At 71.2% G+C, this 15,299-nt stretch carries 12 protein-coding genes and 1 pseudogene; 9 read left to right on the top strand and 4 right to left on the bottom strand.

Annotated elements, in window-relative coordinates:
* Positions 1-250: 250 nt before the first annotated feature.
* Both AB0M27_RS42765 and AB0M27_RS42760 read left to right on the top strand, forming a co-directional pair.
* Positions 251-487, top strand: a pseudogene (locus AB0M27_RS42765) (hypothetical protein); the annotation flags it as partial.
* A 313-nt stretch (positions 488-800) separates the two neighbouring features.
* Positions 801-860: a hypothetical protein gene (locus AB0M27_RS42760; protein WP_365730828.1), complete on the top strand. Its 60-nt coding sequence runs from the start codon at positions 801-803 to the stop codon at positions 858-860.
* 8 nt (positions 861-868) lie between these two features.
* Here AB0M27_RS42760 and AB0M27_RS42755 read toward each other — a convergent pair whose 3' ends face one another.
* On the bottom strand, positions 869-2,065 hold the full coding sequence (locus AB0M27_RS42755; RefSeq protein ID WP_365730826.1) for an IS110 family transposase: 1,197 nt from the start codon (positions 2,063-2,065) through the stop codon (positions 869-871).
* A gap of 380 nt (positions 2,066-2,445) precedes the next feature.
* On the opposite strand from AB0M27_RS42755, the gene AB0M27_RS42750 reads away from it, so the two are divergent.
* The 4 genes from AB0M27_RS42750 to AB0M27_RS42735 all read left to right on the top strand — a co-directional run bounded on the left by AB0M27_RS42750 (position 2,446) and on the right by AB0M27_RS42735 (position 7,516).
* Positions 2,446-3,132 (top strand): FCD domain-containing protein, encoded by a 687-nt coding sequence (locus tag AB0M27_RS42750; RefSeq protein ID WP_365730824.1) that lies wholly within the window; start codon positions 2,446-2,448, stop codon positions 3,130-3,132.
* The gene (locus tag AB0M27_RS42745; protein WP_365730821.1) at positions 3,129-4,571 is read left to right on the top strand and encodes a hypothetical protein; all 1,443 of its coding nucleotides are present in this window, start codon (positions 3,129-3,131) and stop codon (positions 4,569-4,571) included. The genes AB0M27_RS42750 and AB0M27_RS42745 overlap by 4 nt, the downstream gene beginning before the upstream one ends.
* Positions 4,568-6,400: a GMC family oxidoreductase gene (locus AB0M27_RS42740; protein WP_365730819.1), complete on the top strand. Its 1,833-nt coding sequence runs from the start codon at positions 4,568-4,570 to the stop codon at positions 6,398-6,400. Before AB0M27_RS42745 ends, AB0M27_RS42740 begins: the two co-directional genes overlap by 4 nt.
* A 204-nt stretch (positions 6,401-6,604) precedes the next feature.
* Positions 6,605-7,516 carry an NAD-dependent protein deacetylase gene (locus AB0M27_RS42735; protein WP_365730817.1) on the top strand — a complete coding sequence of 304 codons (912 nt, stop codon included), beginning with the start codon at positions 6,605-6,607 and terminating at the stop codon, positions 7,514-7,516.
* A gap of 123 nt (positions 7,517-7,639) precedes the next feature.
* On the opposite strand, the gene AB0M27_RS42730 is transcribed toward AB0M27_RS42735, so the two are convergent.
* Both AB0M27_RS42730 and AB0M27_RS42725 read right to left on the bottom strand, forming a co-directional pair.
* A complete protein-coding gene (locus AB0M27_RS42730) occupies positions 7,640-7,894 on the bottom strand; it encodes a hypothetical protein (protein ID WP_365730815.1) in 255 nt (84 codons plus the stop codon).
* A gap of 483 nt (positions 7,895-8,377) precedes the next feature.
* Positions 8,378-9,403 (bottom strand): LacI family DNA-binding transcriptional regulator, encoded by a 1,026-nt coding sequence (locus tag AB0M27_RS42725; RefSeq protein ID WP_365730813.1) that lies wholly within the window; start codon positions 9,401-9,403, stop codon positions 8,378-8,380.
* Between the two features lie 176 nt (positions 9,404-9,579).
* On the opposite strand from AB0M27_RS42725, the gene AB0M27_RS42720 reads away from it, so the two are divergent.
* Together AB0M27_RS42720 and AB0M27_RS42715 are read left to right on the top strand one after the other, a co-directional pair.
* A complete protein-coding gene (locus tag AB0M27_RS42720) occupies positions 9,580-10,368 on the top strand; it encodes a TIM barrel protein (RefSeq protein ID WP_365730808.1) in 789 nt (262 codons plus the stop codon).
* A 35-nt stretch (positions 10,369-10,403) separates the two neighbouring features.
* Positions 10,404-10,784: a Gfo/Idh/MocA family oxidoreductase gene (locus AB0M27_RS42715; protein WP_365730806.1), complete on the top strand. Its 381-nt coding sequence runs from the start codon at positions 10,404-10,406 to the stop codon at positions 10,782-10,784.
* Positions 10,785-10,850: 66 nt separating this feature from the next.
* On the opposite strand, the gene AB0M27_RS42710 is transcribed toward AB0M27_RS42715, so the two are convergent.
* Entirely contained in the window at positions 10,851-11,969 is a 1,119-nt protein-coding gene (locus tag AB0M27_RS42710; RefSeq protein ID WP_365730804.1) for a PP2C family protein-serine/threonine phosphatase, read from the bottom strand.
* A 265-nt stretch (positions 11,970-12,234) separates the two neighbouring features.
* On the opposite strand from AB0M27_RS42710, the gene AB0M27_RS42705 reads away from it, so the two are divergent.
* On the top strand, positions 12,235-15,051 hold the full coding sequence (locus AB0M27_RS42705) for a SpoIIE family protein phosphatase (RefSeq protein WP_365730802.1): 2,817 nt from the start codon (positions 12,235-12,237) through the stop codon (positions 15,049-15,051).
* Positions 15,052-15,299 lie beyond the last annotated feature (248 nt).

Here is a 15,299-nt window from a genome sequence, read left to right as displayed (position 1 = left end):
ACCCATTCGATGAGAGAACTATCGTTCCCCGTACGCCCACCACAGCCCGAACACTCACTCATCCGCGCCAGAACACACTCATACGCTGTTCCGCGCAGCTGTTCACAACCCCGACCCGCAGACGCGTCGCCTCTACCGCACCCTGCAGGCCGGCTCGGTCGAGCCCGATCAGCAGCGGCCGGCACGGCCGCGACCTCCGCTGCCGAAACCCGCGACCGTTCTCATCGGCCGCGAGCGCGAGATCGCCGAGGTGGAGAAGTCGCTCGGGCGGGGCGGACTGCTGACCCTCACCGGAGCCGGTGGCTGCGGCAAGACCCGGCTCGCCCTCGCGGTGGCGGCCCGCCGGGCCGACGGCTTCCGCGACGGGGCGTCGTTCGTGGACCTCGCCGCCCTGACGGAGCCGCATCTCGTCGCCGAGGCGGTCGCCGCTGCCACCGGAGTGCAGCTCCCGCCGTCCGACAGGGCGGGGCAAGCCCTGATCGCTCAGCTCCACGGCCGGGACATGCTGCTGGTGCTGGACAACTGCGAGCATCTGGTCGACGCGTGCACGGCCCTCGCCTCGCAGGTCATGGCCCACTGTCCGGGCGTCGCCCTGCTGGCGACCAGCAGGGAGCCACTGCGCAGTTACGGCGAGCGTACGTTCCGGGTGCCGTCTCTGGTCCTGCCCGACCCAAGCCGGCTGCCCGATCCGGCCGAGCTCGGCCGGTTCCCTTCCGTGCGCCTGTTCGTCGAGCGGGCCGCCACCGCGGCACCCGGATTCAGGTTGACCGCGCAGAACGCGGCTCGTGAGGGTGAAGGACATGTACGACCCCTCGAACCTCTTCCGTGTCAATCAGAACAGCCGCCCCTCGGCTTCCTAATGCTGTTGTCAAGCGGCCGTCGTGACCGGTGGTGTGATTTCGTAGCACCGTCGGTCACGGATCAGGGCCCAGATGACGTTGACCCGTCGGCGGGCGAGGGCGAGCACGGCCTGGACGTGCTTCTTCCCTTCGGCGCGTTTGCGGTCGTAGAACTTCCGCGAGTTCGGGTCGTAGCGGACGCTGACCAGCGCAGAGGTGTAGAAGACGCGCTGGAGCCTTCGGTGATAGACGAGCGGCCGGTGCAGGTTGCCGCTGACCTTGCCCGAGTCGCGCGGTCTGGGGGCGACGCCAGCGAAGGCCGCCAGGGCGTCCGGGGAGTCGAACTCGTCCAGGCTGCCGCCGACGGCGGCAAGGAACTCCGTACCGAGGACGGTGCCGATCCCCGGGACGCTCAGGACGATGTCGGCGAGTTCGTGCTCGCGAAACCGGCCCTCGATGAGCTTGTCGATCTCGGAGACCTGCTCGTTGAGGGCCATCACCTCCTCGGCCAGGGTGTGGACCAGCTTGGCGATGGTCTTCTCCCCCGGGACAGCGGTGTGCTGGCGTTCGGCGGCCTCGACCACCGCCTCCGCCAGGGCTCTCGCGTTGCGGATCTTGCGGTTGGCCAGCCACGTCGTCAGCCGTGTGGTGCCGGCGCGTCGGATCGTGGCCGGAGTCTGGTAGCCCGTCAGCAGTTTGAGCGGGCCGGTGTTGGTGACGTCCAGGGCCCGTTCCAGGGCCGGGAACATGCTCAGCAGAGTGCCGCGCAGGCGGTTGACGACGCGGGTGCGGTCCTCGACCAGGTCGGCCCGGCGTCCGGTCAGCAGCTTGAGTTCCACTGCGGCCTCGTCGCCGGGGCGGATGGGCCGCAGGTCGCGGCGCATCCTGGCCTGGTCGGCGATCACGTAGGCGTCGCGGGCATCGGTCTTGCCCTCGCCGCGGTAGCCGTCGCTGGCCCGGTTGACCAGCCGGCCGGGCATATAGAGGACCTCCTGGCCGTGGTTGACCAGCAGGGCCAGCAGCAACGCGGGCTCGCCGCCGGTCATGTCGATGGCCCAGGTGACCTCACGGCCATCGGCCAGGTCCAGGATGTCACCGATCAGCTTCAGCAGCTCGGGCTCGTCGTTGGCGACCCGCCGCGACAGCAGGGTCTTGCCGTCCGCGTCCAGGGCGAGGCCGTGATGGTGGCCCTTGCCGCTGTCGATCCCCGCCCATATCCGGCTCATCGCCCTCCTGTCGTGCGTGTTCGTTCTGTTCGTGCCACGGACGACCTCGCCGGCATTGCTCTACACAGCGACTTGTTCGCACTTCCTAATCGGCGGCCGAGTCGTCGTGGGGTGCCGGGCGGCGAAGCCAGGGAAACCACGAGACGGCAGCCGCCTGATAGCCACACCCAGCACCCCTGGGCGACCCAACCCTACGAATGGCTCGATCAACCCGCTCAAGAAGGTAGAGCCGCCTGACCCGGCTCGTGCCGGGGCGCGGGGCGGTCACGCCGGGCGGCAGAACTTGGCCCAGGACGGAAAAGTTCATGTTGTCATGTCCATTGACTCCGGAGGCAGATGTTGGTTGAGTGGCTCAGCCACTGAGCCACCGGGAGGACTGCGTGGAGGCACTGCCCCGCGAAACCATCGTCGATGTCCTGGAGAGCCGTCTGCGCGAGGACATCCTCACCGGACACCACCCGGCGGGCGGTTATCTGCCGCCTGAACGCACGCTCGCCCACGGCTACGGCGTCACGCGCACCACTCTCAAGTATGCGTTCGGGCGTCTGGCGCAGGCCGGACTCCTGGAGACGCGGCACGGTGTCGGCACCCGCGTACGGGACTACCTGCGCCTGGGCGGCGCCGACCTGCTGCCCATGCTCGTGCGGCACAGCCCCGACTGGATCGGCGAGGTCTTCGAAGTGCGGCGCCACATCGGCGCGTTGATCGCCCAGCGCGCCGCGGCCCGGGCCACCGACCGGCAGCGTGCGGAGCTTCGCACACTCCTGGCGGGCGTGGAGGAGGCGGCGGACGCCGATGCCGTCCAGCTCGCGGACATCGAGGTCCACCGAGCCCTGGCACGCGCCACCGGCAACCGCGTCTACGTCCTGCTGACCAACACCCTCTTCAACGCCTATCTGCCCGTGCGCGCGGCACTCAGGGCACCGTTCGAGGACGCCCAGGTGGCCCACGGACGCCTGGAGCCGGTGGTCGACGCGGTAGGGGCGGGGGACGAGTCCGGCGCCCGGCGGGCGGCCGAGCAGTATCTGACGGCGACCGAACGGATCATGCTGGAGGCTCTCGCATGAGCACGGACACGACCGCAAGCGGGGCGAGGAACGACAGCGGCTCATCAGCCCGTGGCACCCGCTTCAGCGAGACCATGCTCGGCACGCTCACGCTCGACGACGAGGACCACGCCCGCCGGGTCCGCCTCGATCTGACCGTCACCGCGGACCGCCTCCTGAGGCTCCTCGGAACCACCCGTGCCCGCGCCACCGGCCGGATCCGTGTCACCGGATGGACCGACGACCCCGACGCCCAGGGCGAGTTGGAGATCTCCCCGGTCGCGCGCCGCCGCATCCGTTACCGCATCACCTTCACCGCCGACGGCCGACGGCTCACCCTTGACGGCTGGAAATCCATCACCCCGCGCAGACCCCTCACCTCGATGACCGTGCTGCCGTACACCGTCTACGAGGACGCGGTGCCCATCGGCACCGGCACCCTTCGCTTCCCCCTCGGTACCCAACTCCTGCCTTTCCTCGCCGGCTTCCGCTTTCCGCGGCAAGAGGATCCCGGCGCCCTGCTCGCGCCCCGCTGGCGTGGTGAGCCGGGCCGTACCGAGGTCTGGTACACCACCGTCACCGATCCGGACTCCGGCAGCGGACTGTGGCTGCATCACGAACTGACCGCGCCGGCCGACGGATCCCCGCCGTACGCGCACGGCTGGGCGGCCGTCTTTCCCCAGGACGGCCCCGTGCGGCACGCCCGGTTCGGCCCGGCCCGGTGGACTCCCGAGAAGTCCGGCTTCACGGCCGACGGGGTCACGGTCCGGCCCGGACGCCTGACCGGATCCGCGGCGGACGGCGCCCTGCGCTGGGACCTTTCGGAACGGGCGGCGGACCAACCGCTGTTCACCTTTCCCCGCTGGTCGTGGAGGCGGCCGCTGCTGCCGGCCGCCCACATGCTCCCGGCCGCGCGGGCCCTCTACGACGGCACCTTCAGCCATGACGGCACGCCGCTGACGCTCACCGCGGCGCCGGGCGCCTCGGCCCGGATCTACGGTCACGGCAACGCCCGCCGCTGGGCCTGGCTGCACGCCGACCTCGGCGCCGGAGACGTTCTGGAAATCGTCGCGGCCGTATCCATGCGTCCCGGCCTGCGCAAACTTCCACCCCTGGTCTTTCTCCGGCTGCGCCGCAACGGCCGCTGCTGGCCACGCCGTCCCGAACGGCCGGCCGTCGGCTGGGCCGGCGCGGGCCGCTTCCGCGCCCGCATCGGCCTGCCCACGTGGACGGTCACCGGCCGCGCGGGGCTGCGCCGGATCCGGGTCGAGGTGACGCAGCCGACGGACCGCACGCTCGCCCTGGACTACACCGACCCCGACGGCAGCCACGCGACGTGCCGCAACAGCGAGCGCGCCGACTCACACGTCCTGCTGGAGCGGTGGTGGTTCGGCGGCTGGCGCACCGAGGCGGAGTGGACACTCGACGGCACGGCCCATGCGGAGGTGGGCACACGATGACTCTCGCCGGCCTCGTGTCCGCCCTGATCGCCGACGACGGCACCACCGAATGGCCCCGCCGCGTCCCCGCCCGGCTGGAGACGGTCCTCGCCGCGACGCCGCTCGCCGCCCGGGCCGGCCTGCGGGCAGCCGCGCGCGGCGTGGACGCCTATGCCCTGGCACGCACCGGACACCGTCTCGGCCAACTCACCTCGCTTGAGAGGGAGTTGGTGCTGCGCGGGCTCGCCGCACGTCCCGCCCTCCTCCCGCTGCTGGACGTGCTGAAGGTGCCCGTCCTCCTGGCGGCCGGCACCGAACGGATGCTCCAGGACGGCCCTGTACCGCCGGCCCTGACACGTCCAGACCCGCCGCTGAACCTGACGCCCGTTTCCGCTTGGCCCGCTCGCTGCACCGCCGACGCCGTGGTCATCGGATCCGGGGCGGGCGGAGCCATGGCGGCGCGGACCCTGGCCCGAGCGGGACTCGACGTCGTCGTCCTGGAAGAGGGACAGCACCACCCCACCGAGTCCTTCGGCCTGCGTGCACCCCTCGACCGGTTCACCGAGCTGTACCGGGACGGCGGGGCGACCGTCGCCGTCGGCACCCCACCCCTGCTCCTACCGACGGGCCGAGCCGTCGGCGGCACCACCCTCGTCAACTCCGGTACCTGCTACCGGACTCCGCCCCACGTCCTCGCCCGCTGGAGCAGCGAGTTCGGTTTCACGCTCGCGGACGGCTTCGCCCAGTACCTGGACGAGACCGAACGCACCCTGCACGTGGCCACCCAACCCCTCGACGTCCTCGGCGACAACGGCCGCGTCGCGCTCGCCGGCGCCCGGGAACTCGGCTGGCAGGCCGCGCCCCTGCGCCGGAACGCACCCGGCTGCCAGGGTTCCTGCCAGTGCGTGGTGGGCTGCCCCACCGGCGCCAAACAAAGCGTCCAGCTCTCCGTGCTGCCCGACGCCTGCGCCGCGGGTGCCCGCATCGTGACCGGGGCACGGGTCGAGCGGATCCTCGTCGAAGCGGACCGGCCCGGAGGCCCACGGGCGGCGGGGGTGCGCGTGCACCGCGAGCACGGCGGGGCGGAGATCCTCGCGCCCCTGGTCGTCGTCGCGGCCGGCGCACTGCAGTCCCCACCGCTGCTGCGCCGCTCCGGCCTCGGCCGGCATCCCCGCCTCGGCCTCAACCTCAGCGTGCACCCGGCCACGAGCGTCGCCGGACGCTTCACCCAGCCCGTCACCGCCTGGCAGGGGGTGCTGCAGAGCGTCGGCGTGGAGGAACACCACGACACAGGCATCCTCATCGAGGCCACCGCCACTCCGCCCGGCATGGGCTCCTTCGTCCTCCCCGGGCTGGGTGCCGAACTACGGCGCGAACTGGAGAACGCCGACCGGCTTGCCACACTCGGCGCCATGATCGCGGACCGCCCCTCCGGACGCGTCCTCGGCCGTGACCGCACACTGATCCGCTACGCCCTGGACCGACGCGACGCGGACCGCCTGATGAAGGCCGTCCGCGCCATGGGCGAGCTGCTTTTCGCCGCGGGCGCCGAGGAAGTGCTCACGGGGCTCCCCCGCGCACCACGGGTTCGCAGCCTCGCGCAGCTGGACGCGGTTCTCGCCGCCACGACCGCGCGACAGCTGCACCTGTCGGCCTACCACCCCACCGGCACGGTCGCCGCCGGCGCGGACCCCCAGCGGTTCCCCGCCGACCCGGCGGGCCGGCTCCGCGGAGTACAAGGAGTTCTGGTCGCAGATGCCTCCGTACTCCCCAGCTGCCCGCAGGTGAATCCCCAGCTGAGCATCATGGCCGCGGCCCTCGCAGCGGCGACCGCACATCTCACTGCATGACGACCGGGACGCCCTTCTTTCCGTCCGTGCCGGGCCATGTCCAGCGCATGACGATGCCGGAGCGTCGTTCGATGCGCTCGGGAAGGGCATGGCGGCGCTGCAACGGGCCACGCCGAAACCGGCCAGGCCGCCGCAGCAGCACGGTGCGGCACCCTGCTGATCGGCGACGACGATCGACGGGAGGTCGTTCCGTACCCTTGCGGCATGCGCATGCGCCCCACTCTGAGCTGGACCCCTACCGAGGACTTGCCGCCGGGCACCACGGACCTCGAACCGGTCGCCGCCGCGCTGACCACCGGCGGCGTGCTGGTGCTCAGCGGAGCGGGTATCTCCACCGAGTCCGGCATCCCCGACTACCGGGGCGAGGGCGGGAGCCTGAGCCGGCACACCCCGATGACCTACCAGGAATTCACCGCCAGCGCCCAAGCCCGGCGCCGGTACTGGGCGCGCAGTCACCTCGGCTGGCGCACCTTCGGCCGCGCCCGCCCCAACGCCGGGCACCGGGCCGTGGCCGCCTTCGGGCGACACGGCCTGCTCTCGGGTGTGATCACCCAGAACGTCGACGGCCTGCACCAAGCCGCCGGCAGCCAGGGCGTCACAGAACTGCACGGACGCCTGGACCGGGTCGTCTGCCTTTCCTGCGGCGCCCTCAGCCCGCGCCGCGAACTCGCCCAGCGGCTGGAGGAAGCCAATCCGGACTTCGAGCCGGTGGCCGCAGGCATCAACCCGGACGGTGACGCCGACCTCACCGACGAACAGGTCGGGGACTTCCGCGTCGTGCCCTGCACGGTCTGCGGCGGCACCCTCAAACCGGACGTGGTGTTCTTCGGCGAAGCCGTTCCGCCGCGGCGGGTCGAGCACTGCCGCGAGCTGGTCCGTGAATCGGCCTCGCTGCTGGTACTGGGCTCCTCGCTGACGGTGATGTCCGGGCTCCGGTTCGTCCGCCAGGCATCCCAGGCCGGGAAGCCGGTGTTGATCGTCAACCGGGACCCGACCCGGGGCGACCGGCACGCCCTCTCCCGCGTCACGCTCCCTCTGGGAAGGGCCCTCACCACCGTGGCGGGCCGGCTGGGCATCCCCACCGACGGCGAGGCGGCGGACTCGGTGACGTCGTGACAGTGGTGGAACGTCACCGCAGTTCGCCACTCCACCGCTTCGGGGCGATACAGAGCCGCCAAACCCGCTTGCGCTGACGGGTCCGGCGGTCCCCGCCAGCCCAAGAACGGGCAGTCGGAGGCGTCAGCGGCCTGCGGCCGCCTTGCGGGGCAGGTCCGACCAGGCGCTGTCGGCAAGGCCGGGCCCAAGCAGTACGTCTGCTGCGGTGCAGGCCAGTGCCTCGGCGGCGAGCATCGTGTGCCTGCCGCGGGGGCCGGCCGCCGCCGCAGCGAACTCAGGCGTGTGGTCTAAGGCGCCGGAGTCCAGGATGGCGGCGACCGGATGGATGGCCGGGACCTTCGTGCTGACGTTGCCGATGTCGGACGATCCGAGGTACACGCCGGGCGCCGGATCACCGACGGTGGTGTCGGCCCGCTGCTGGTGCCCGGCGAACGTCCGCGAGAGGACGTCGTTGTTGCGGAAGTGCTCGTAGCGGACGGACGCCTGCTCGACTTCCGTCCGAGTGCCGGTGGCGAAGGCGGTTCCCTCGGCGCACCGGGTGAGCTCGGCGATCAGGGCGTCCAGAGCCCGCGGGCGTGGGTGCGGTCGGCGATCCAGGGGACGGTCGCGGCGAAGTCGGTCGGGAAGCGGTCCGGGCCGTCGGCGCGGCGCAGGCTGTCGGGGGCCCTCGGAGGTAAGGGCGGCGCACTGTCAGTGGTCGCCGCGGTCGGTCATCGCGGTGAGGCAGCGGTCGCGGGCGGCGCCGACGATGCGTCCGCGCGGGTCGTCCCCGTGTCGCGGCAGGTGGAACCGCCGGGCGTTCCACCGGGCAGGAAGAGCCGTGGCCTGGCCCGGTGTGGACCGGTCGCGGAAGGTCAGGTCTCAGTTGGGCGGTGCCGTGGTGCCCCGGATGACGAGGTGAGGGGCGATGACGTCTTCGCCGGCCGGGGTCTGGTCGCCTTCCAGCCGTGCGACGGCCCGGTTGACGGCGAGGTGGGCGAGGCGGGGGATGTCCTGTCCGACGGTGGTGAGGTCGATATGGGCGAGGCGGGCCAGGTGACTGTCGTCGAACCCGACAACGGAGATGTCGCCGGGGACCGCGATGCCGGAGCGCAGGAAGACGTCGAGAACGCCGGTCGCGCAGCGGTCGTTGAAGGCCAGTACGGCGGTGGGCCGTCGGCGGGCGGTCGACAGGGTGCGGGCGGCCTCGGCGCCTTCCTCCTCGGTCAGGCCGCCGGGGAGGATGCGGATGTGTTCGGCCAGGCCGTGTCGGTTCATGGCGGTGCGGTAGCCACGGCGCCGGTCGGCTGCGCCCGGCGCCCGGCCGCCGTCGATGTGGGCGATGTCGCGGTGGCCGAGGGCGACGAGGTGCTCCACCGCCTGGCGGGCGCCCTCGTCGTCGGCGGTCCGCACGACCTCCAGACCGGGGACCTGCGGCCGTAGCCGGCGGGCCACGGAGACGACCGGCAGCTGCGCGGCGAGTTCCGCCAGTCGTGCGGCGGGGGCTTGCGGGCCGAGCAGGATCAGCGCCTCGCAGCGGTCGGCGAGCAGGGTCTCGACGGCGCGCTGCTCGCCGCGTCCGGCGGTCACGGCACTCAGCGCGATCTGGTAGCCGGCCGGTTCGGCCGCCGCGTAGATGCCCTCGACCAGGTCCGCGTGGAAGGGATGCTGAAGGCCGAACTCCACCCCGAGCAGCCTCGAACGCTGGCTGCGCAGCAGCCGCGCCCGGGTGTCGGGGCGGTAGCCGATCTCCCGCGCGGCCTGCAGAACGCGCTCGCGGGTTGCCGTGCTGGCGCCCTTGGCGTCGCGCATCACGATGGAGACCAGTGCCGTGGACACGCCCGCCCGCGCCGCGACGTCCGCGAGCGTCGGCCGCTTTCCGTCCGGGGCCGCCGGGGTCTGGGGCACCTGTCCTCCCTGGTCGAGGCCGCCTCCTCGGAGGCCGACTATAGAACGTTCTAGCCCTCACTGGCCACCGAACTCTTGACATCTGTGTGCCGTGGCTGGCGTACTGCTGCCCATCGACCAAACTAGAACGTTCTAGTAGCTAGAACGTTCTAGTCAAGGCTGCCGAGAAAGGGCGGATGGCGATGTACACACTGGCGGTCTGCGCCGAAATGGTCTTCCGGGACCTGCCGATCGACGAACGGGCACGGCGCATCCACGACGCCGGCTTCCAGGTGGAGATCTGGGACTGGAGCCGGCACGACCTGGATGCTCTGGCCCGGACCCCGGCCGAGGTCTCGTCCATGACCGGTTACCTCCGGGGCAGCCTGACGGACGAGGAGGGAGCGGCCGAACTCCTGCGCACGGCGGAGATGTCGGTCCGGGCGTCCGAACACCTGGGCTGCCCCCGGCTGAACCTCCACGGCACCGGCCTGGACGACAAGGGTCTGCCGGTGGCGCCGGTGACCGGTGCGGCCACCGGAGCGATGTGGATCAACGCTCACCGCACCCTCACCCGCCTCGCCGAGCTGGGCGAGCGGGCCGGGGTGGTCTTCACCCTGGAGAACCTCAACACTGCCGTCGACCACCCGGGCGTACCGTTCGCGACGGCCGCCGACACCCTCGCCCTGGTCCAGTCTGTGGAGCGCCCCGGTCTGCGGATGAACCTGGACCTGTATCACGCCCAGATCGGCGAGGGAAACCTGATCGAGCTGGTCCGCAGGGCCCACGCGCTCGGCCTGATCGGCGAGATACAGGTGGCCGACGTGCCCGGCCGCCGCGAACCCGGCACCGGGGAGATCAATCACCCCGCCATCGCCCGCACACTGAAGGAGCTGGGCTACGAGGGCACGGTCGCGATGGAGGCATGGGCCTCCGGCGACAGCGAGCTCGCCCTGGAGCGCTTCCGCTCTGCCTTCACCCTCTGAAGCCCTGACCACGACATGACGTACGGAGTACCCGCATGAGCACTCAGCAGCCTCTCTCCGTCGGCCTCATCGGCGCCGGGCGGATGGGTTCCTTCCACGCCGAGACCCTCGCCCACCGCCTTCCCGGCGTCCGCCTCGCCGCCATCGCCGACCCCGCCCCGGGCGCCGCGCAGAACCTGGGCGACCGCCTCGGTTGCACCACCACCTCCACGGACAGCGCTGAGCTGCTCGCCGATCCGCGCGTCGACGCGGTCGTGATCGTCACCCCGGCCCGCACCCATGCCGACCTGGTCGAGGCGGCGGCCAAGGCGGCCAAGGCGGTCTACTGCGAGAAGCCCATGGCCGTCACCCGCGCCGCCATCGAGTCCGTCACGACCGGTGGCCCTGTCCGCGTCGACACGCTTCGGGACCGGTGAGATGCGAGTGCGCACCCGGTCGCAGCGCGCAGGGTCGGGCGCGAGCGGCTCGTGTCGGCGAAGAGCCTACGCAGAGCCCTCTTGCGCCACCGGGCGCCTACAGCGGACGGCGACGGCCGCGATGTCGTCATCCAGCCTTCCGCCGCTGTAGTGGAGCAGGTCTTGGTGAAGCCGGTCCAGCAGCTCACGGGGCGCCGCCGGGCCGAGCTGCCGCATCCACTCCGGTAGCGGGAAGAACGTGCCGGTGCGGTCCCGGGTCTCCGTCACGCCGTCGGTGTAGAGCAGCATCTGGTCGCCCGAGGCAAAGGTGATGGTGTCGACGTGGTAGTCGTCTCCGAGGAGCGCCGCGAGATTGAGGGGCGGCGAGGGCACGGTGGGCTCGAGGACGCGGAGCTCTCCGCTCTGCATCAGCAGTGGCGGGGGGTGTCCGCAGTTGAGGATCTTCACATGCCCACCGACGTGCGGGATCTCGGCGATCAGGGCGGTGGCGAAGTGCTCGGGCTGGTCCGGGTCGAGGATCGCGACGCTGTAGCGGCACATGCTGGTCTCCAGGCGATGGATGATGCCACTCAGGTCCGGCTGGTCGTACGCGTTCTCCCTGAAGCAGTTGATCACAGCCGAGGCCGCCCCCACCGCCGACAGGCCCTTACCGCGCACGTCACCGATGAGCAGCCGAACCCCGTACGGCGTGTCGGCCACCTCGTAGAAGTCGCCTCCGATCCGGGCCTGCTCCTGGGCCGCCAGATACAGCGACTCGATCTCGACGTCCTGCACCCGGCGCGGCAGCGGGCGCAGCAGCACCTGCTGCGCCGCGTCGGCGACGAGCCGGATTTGGAAGAGTGCCTCTTCTCGCTGGAGTCGGAGATGGCTCGTATAGGCGGCCGCCAAGGTGACCGCAACGATCGCAGCAGCCGTGTAGGGCGTTCCCAGATCGGAGTAGACGAGGCTGAGCCCGATCATGACCAGCAGGCAGAACACCCCCAGTAGGACCGTCGAGAGCACGGGCCACATCGCGGCGGCGAGGGCGGGTGCGGCCGGCAGGAGACGGCTGAAGGCGATCTCCCTGGGGGTGGCGAAGGCCAGGCCGGCGATGAGGACGGTGAGGAGTATGGGGGACAGCAGTACGGTCTCGCGTCGGCCACCGTATGGAGAGCGGTGACGTCGAGGCCATACCTTACTGATCATAAAATGTATCTTATCGGGGCATAACGGGCTTCGTGCCGTGAGAGAGCATGCTCCGATGAGTGGTCCTTCCACGACCCCGGAACTTCGCCGACGGGATCTGCTCGAAGCCGCCGCACTCGCCGGTGCAGCGCAGGCCGTGGTGCGGCGCGGTGCCCGGTCGTGGATACGGCGAGATGATGAACGCCCTCCGGTGGGCCGTGACGCGGCAGCCGGGCGACGGGCTTGACCAGCGTCCGCTTCCCCGCAGTGGTGCTATCAAGGGTGTATGGAGGAATTTTCCGGGCATCCTCGGAGCCCGGAACGTCATCCGCCCGTCGGACCCTCGCGCGAACGTCGCGCCTCCCCGCTGGACCTGCGCAGTGCGGCCGGTCAGGTGTTCCTTCTCCAGGTCGTCGTCGTGGTCCTGCTGGTCGTGGCCGCGGCGGTGGGCATGGTGCTCCAGGCGGCGAGTGACGCTCTGCAGCAGGGGCGACGGGAGTCGGTCGTCGCGGCCCAGTCGTTCGCGAATGCCCCCGGCGTGGCCGCGGCGCTGCGGAGCCGGGATCCGACGGCGGTGCTCCAGCCTCGGGCCGAAGCGGCGCGGAAGCGTGCGGGTGTGGACTTCGTCGTCGTCATGAGCACGAAGGGGATTCGTTATACCTATCCCTATACGGGGGAGATCGGGAAGAAGTTCGTCGGCACCATCGCACCGGCGCTCAAGGGCCGTACCGTCGTCGAGCAGGCCGGTGGGCCGCCGCTGCCCGCGGGCAGGGGGACGGCCGTACAGGCTGTGGTCCCGGTCACCGACGCGCACGGCAAGGTGGTCGGCCTGGTCTCCGCGGGAATCACGGTCAAGGACGTGGCGGGACTGTGGATGCCCCAGCTGCCGATCATCCTGGGCAGCGGCGCGGCCGCGCTGGCGCTGGCCGTGACGGGAACGACTCTGGTGTCCCGGCGGCTGCGGCGGCAGACGCACGGCATGGCCCCGGAGGAGCTGGCGCAGCTGTACGAGCACCACGACGCCGTGCTGCACGCGGTGCGGGAAGGAGTGCTGATCACCAGCGCCGACGGACGGCTGATGCTGGCCAACGACGAGGCCACACAGCTGCTCGGACTGCCGGCGGACGCGCGGGGGCGCCCGGTGCGGGAGCTGGGACTGCCGGAGCCGGTCATGTGTCTGCTGACGTCGCCGGAGACGGTCACCGATGAGGTGTATCTCGCGGGGCACCGGCTGCTGGCGGTGAACAAACGGCCGACGTACCCGCAGGCCGACCGGGGAGGCAGCGTGGTGACCCTGCGGGACACCACGGAGCTGGCGGCGGTCACGGGGCGGGCCGAGGTCGCGCGGGAGCGGCTGAAGCTGCTGTACGAGGCGGGGGTGGGGATCGGGACCACGCTGGATGTGGAGCGTACGGCCCAGGAGCTGGCCGACGTGGCGGTACCGCAGTTCGCCGACCTCGTGACGGTGGATCTGCTCGAAGCGGTGTTGCGGGGGTGGGAGCCTACGGCGGAGGGCTGGCGGCATCTGCGCCGGGCAGCGATCGGCGGCGATCGGCGGATGATTCCGGTGTATCCGCTCGGCGAAGTGATCACGTTCGCGCGCCGAACGCCGCAGATGCGGGCGCTGCAGGAGCGACGGGTCGTGCTGGAGGCGGACCTGCGGCAGGCACCCGGCTGGCGGGAACAGGATCCGGAGCGCGCCGACAAGGCCCTGGAGTGCGGGTTGCGTTCACTGGCGGCCGTACCGCTGCGGGCGCGGAACGTACCGCTGGGCGTGGCCAACTTCTACCGGACGGTGGATTCCCCGTCGTTCGAGCCGGACGATCTCACGTTCGCGGAGGAACTGGCCGCGCGGGCGGCGGTGGCCATCGACAACGCCCGGAGGTTCACCCGGGAGCACGCGATGGCGGTGACGCTGCAGCGCAGCCTGCTGCCGCGCAGGCAGCCGGAGCAGGACGCACTGGAGGTGGCCTGGCGATATCTGCCCGCGGAGGCGGGGGTGGGCGGGGACTGGTTCGACGTCATCCCGCTTCCGGGCGCTCGAGTGGCTCTGGTGATGGGTGATGTCGTCGGTCACGGGCTGCACGCGGCGGCGACGATGGGCCGGCTGCGCACCGCGGTGCACAACTTCTCCACCCTGGACCTGCCCGTGGACGAGGTGCTCGGGAACCTGGACGACCTGGTCGTGCGCATGGACAACGAGGAGGACACGGGCGATGCCACGGAAGGCCACGAAGGGGAGGGCGTGACCGGAGCGACCTGTCTCTACGCGGTGTACGACCCGGTGGCGGAGGCCTGCACGCTGGCCCGTGCGGGGCATCCCGAGCCGGTGGTGGTGCGCCCGGACGGGACGGTCACCAGTCCTGGCGTACCAACCTCGGCGCCGCTCGGCCTGGGCGGCTACCCCTTCGAGACCGTGGAGCTGTCCCTGCCGGAGGGTTCACAACTGGTGCTGTACACCAACGGCCTCGTGGAGGACCGCACCCACGACATGGACGTCGGCATGGACAGGCTGCGCCGGGCGTTGGACGGGTCCGGGGGCCGTACGCCGGAGGAGACGTGTCAGACGGTGATCGACGCGCTGAAGCCGTCGCACTACTCCGACGACATCGCTCTGCTGACGGCGCGCACCCGGAAGTTCCCGCCCTCGCGCGTGGCCGAGTGGGACGTGCCGCCGGACCCGGCGCTGGTTCCCGCGGTGCGGGCGCGCTGCCGGGAGACGTTGCTGGAGTGGGGGCTGGAGGAGACCGGATTCGCCACGGAACTGATCGTCAGCGAGTTGGTCACGAACGCGATCCGGTACGGCTCGCCGCCGGTCGGCGTACGGCTCCTGCGCGGACGCTGTCTGATCTGCGAGGTGTCGGACGGAAGCGGCACCTCGCCGCGTCTGCGGCGCGCGGCGACCACGGACGAAGGCGGACGGGGGCTGTTCCTGGTGGCGCAGTTCGCCCAGCGATGGGGAACGCGGTACACCACCCACGGCAAGGTCATCTGGGCGGAACAGATACTTCACGGCGACACTCCCGCCGCCTCGGGCCTCGCACCGGTCGACTTCCTCCTCGACCAGTTCGACCTCGACCAGTTCGAAGATCCCGGCTTGTGAGTAGAAGTGAACCCCGGAGTACCGCGCGCCCGGAGTCCACGTCATGCTGCGCGGGTCCTGGACCATTTCGGCCTCGCTCCCGGTGCAGGATGGCAGGGGCTTCGAGCAGGGTGCGTCGGCAGTGTTCTCATATGGGCGGGTGGGCACCCGAGATTTGAGGCATGTTTTACGTGGTGTGTGCAACTGCGTCCGTGTCCTGGTTGTCTGACAGAAGGTCGGGCCCGTCAGGGCTGAGGAGCAAGAGAGCG

Origin of the sequence: Streptomyces sp. NPDC052107, assembly GCF_040680215.1 — a bacterium.
Classification (GTDB): domain Bacteria; phylum Actinomycetota; class Actinomycetes; order Streptomycetales; family Streptomycetaceae; genus Streptomyces.
This window is presented reverse-complemented; position numbering and strand designations above follow the sequence as displayed.

What these genes read in the sequence shown, in the direction of transcription:
- AB0M27_RS42755 (WP_365730826.1), bottom strand. Translation starts at nt 2,065, where the DNA reads ATGAGCCGGATATGGGCGGGGATCGACAGCGGCAAGGGCCACCATCAC.
- AB0M27_RS42745 (WP_365730821.1), top strand. Translation starts at nt 3,129, where the DNA reads ATGAGCACGGACACGACCGCAAGCGGGGCGAGGAACGACAGCGGCTCA.
- AB0M27_RS42740 (WP_365730819.1), top strand. Translation starts at nt 4,568, where the DNA reads ATGACTCTCGCCGGCCTCGTGTCCGCCCTGATCGCCGACGACGGCACC.
- AB0M27_RS42735 (WP_365730817.1), top strand. Translation starts at nt 6,605, where the DNA reads ATGCGCATGCGCCCCACTCTGAGCTGGACCCCTACCGAGGACTTGCCG.
- AB0M27_RS42720 (WP_365730808.1), top strand. Translation starts at nt 9,580, where the DNA reads ATGGCGATGTACACACTGGCGGTCTGCGCCGAAATGGTCTTCCGGGAC.
- AB0M27_RS42715 (WP_365730806.1), top strand. Translation starts at nt 10,404, where the DNA reads ATGAGCACTCAGCAGCCTCTCTCCGTCGGCCTCATCGGCGCCGGGCGG.
- AB0M27_RS42710 (WP_365730804.1), bottom strand. Translation starts at nt 11,969, where the DNA reads ATGATCAGTAAGGTATGGCCTCGACGTCACCGCTCTCCATACGGTGGC.
- AB0M27_RS42705 (WP_365730802.1), top strand. Translation starts at nt 12,235, where the DNA reads ATGGAGGAATTTTCCGGGCATCCTCGGAGCCCGGAACGTCATCCGCCC.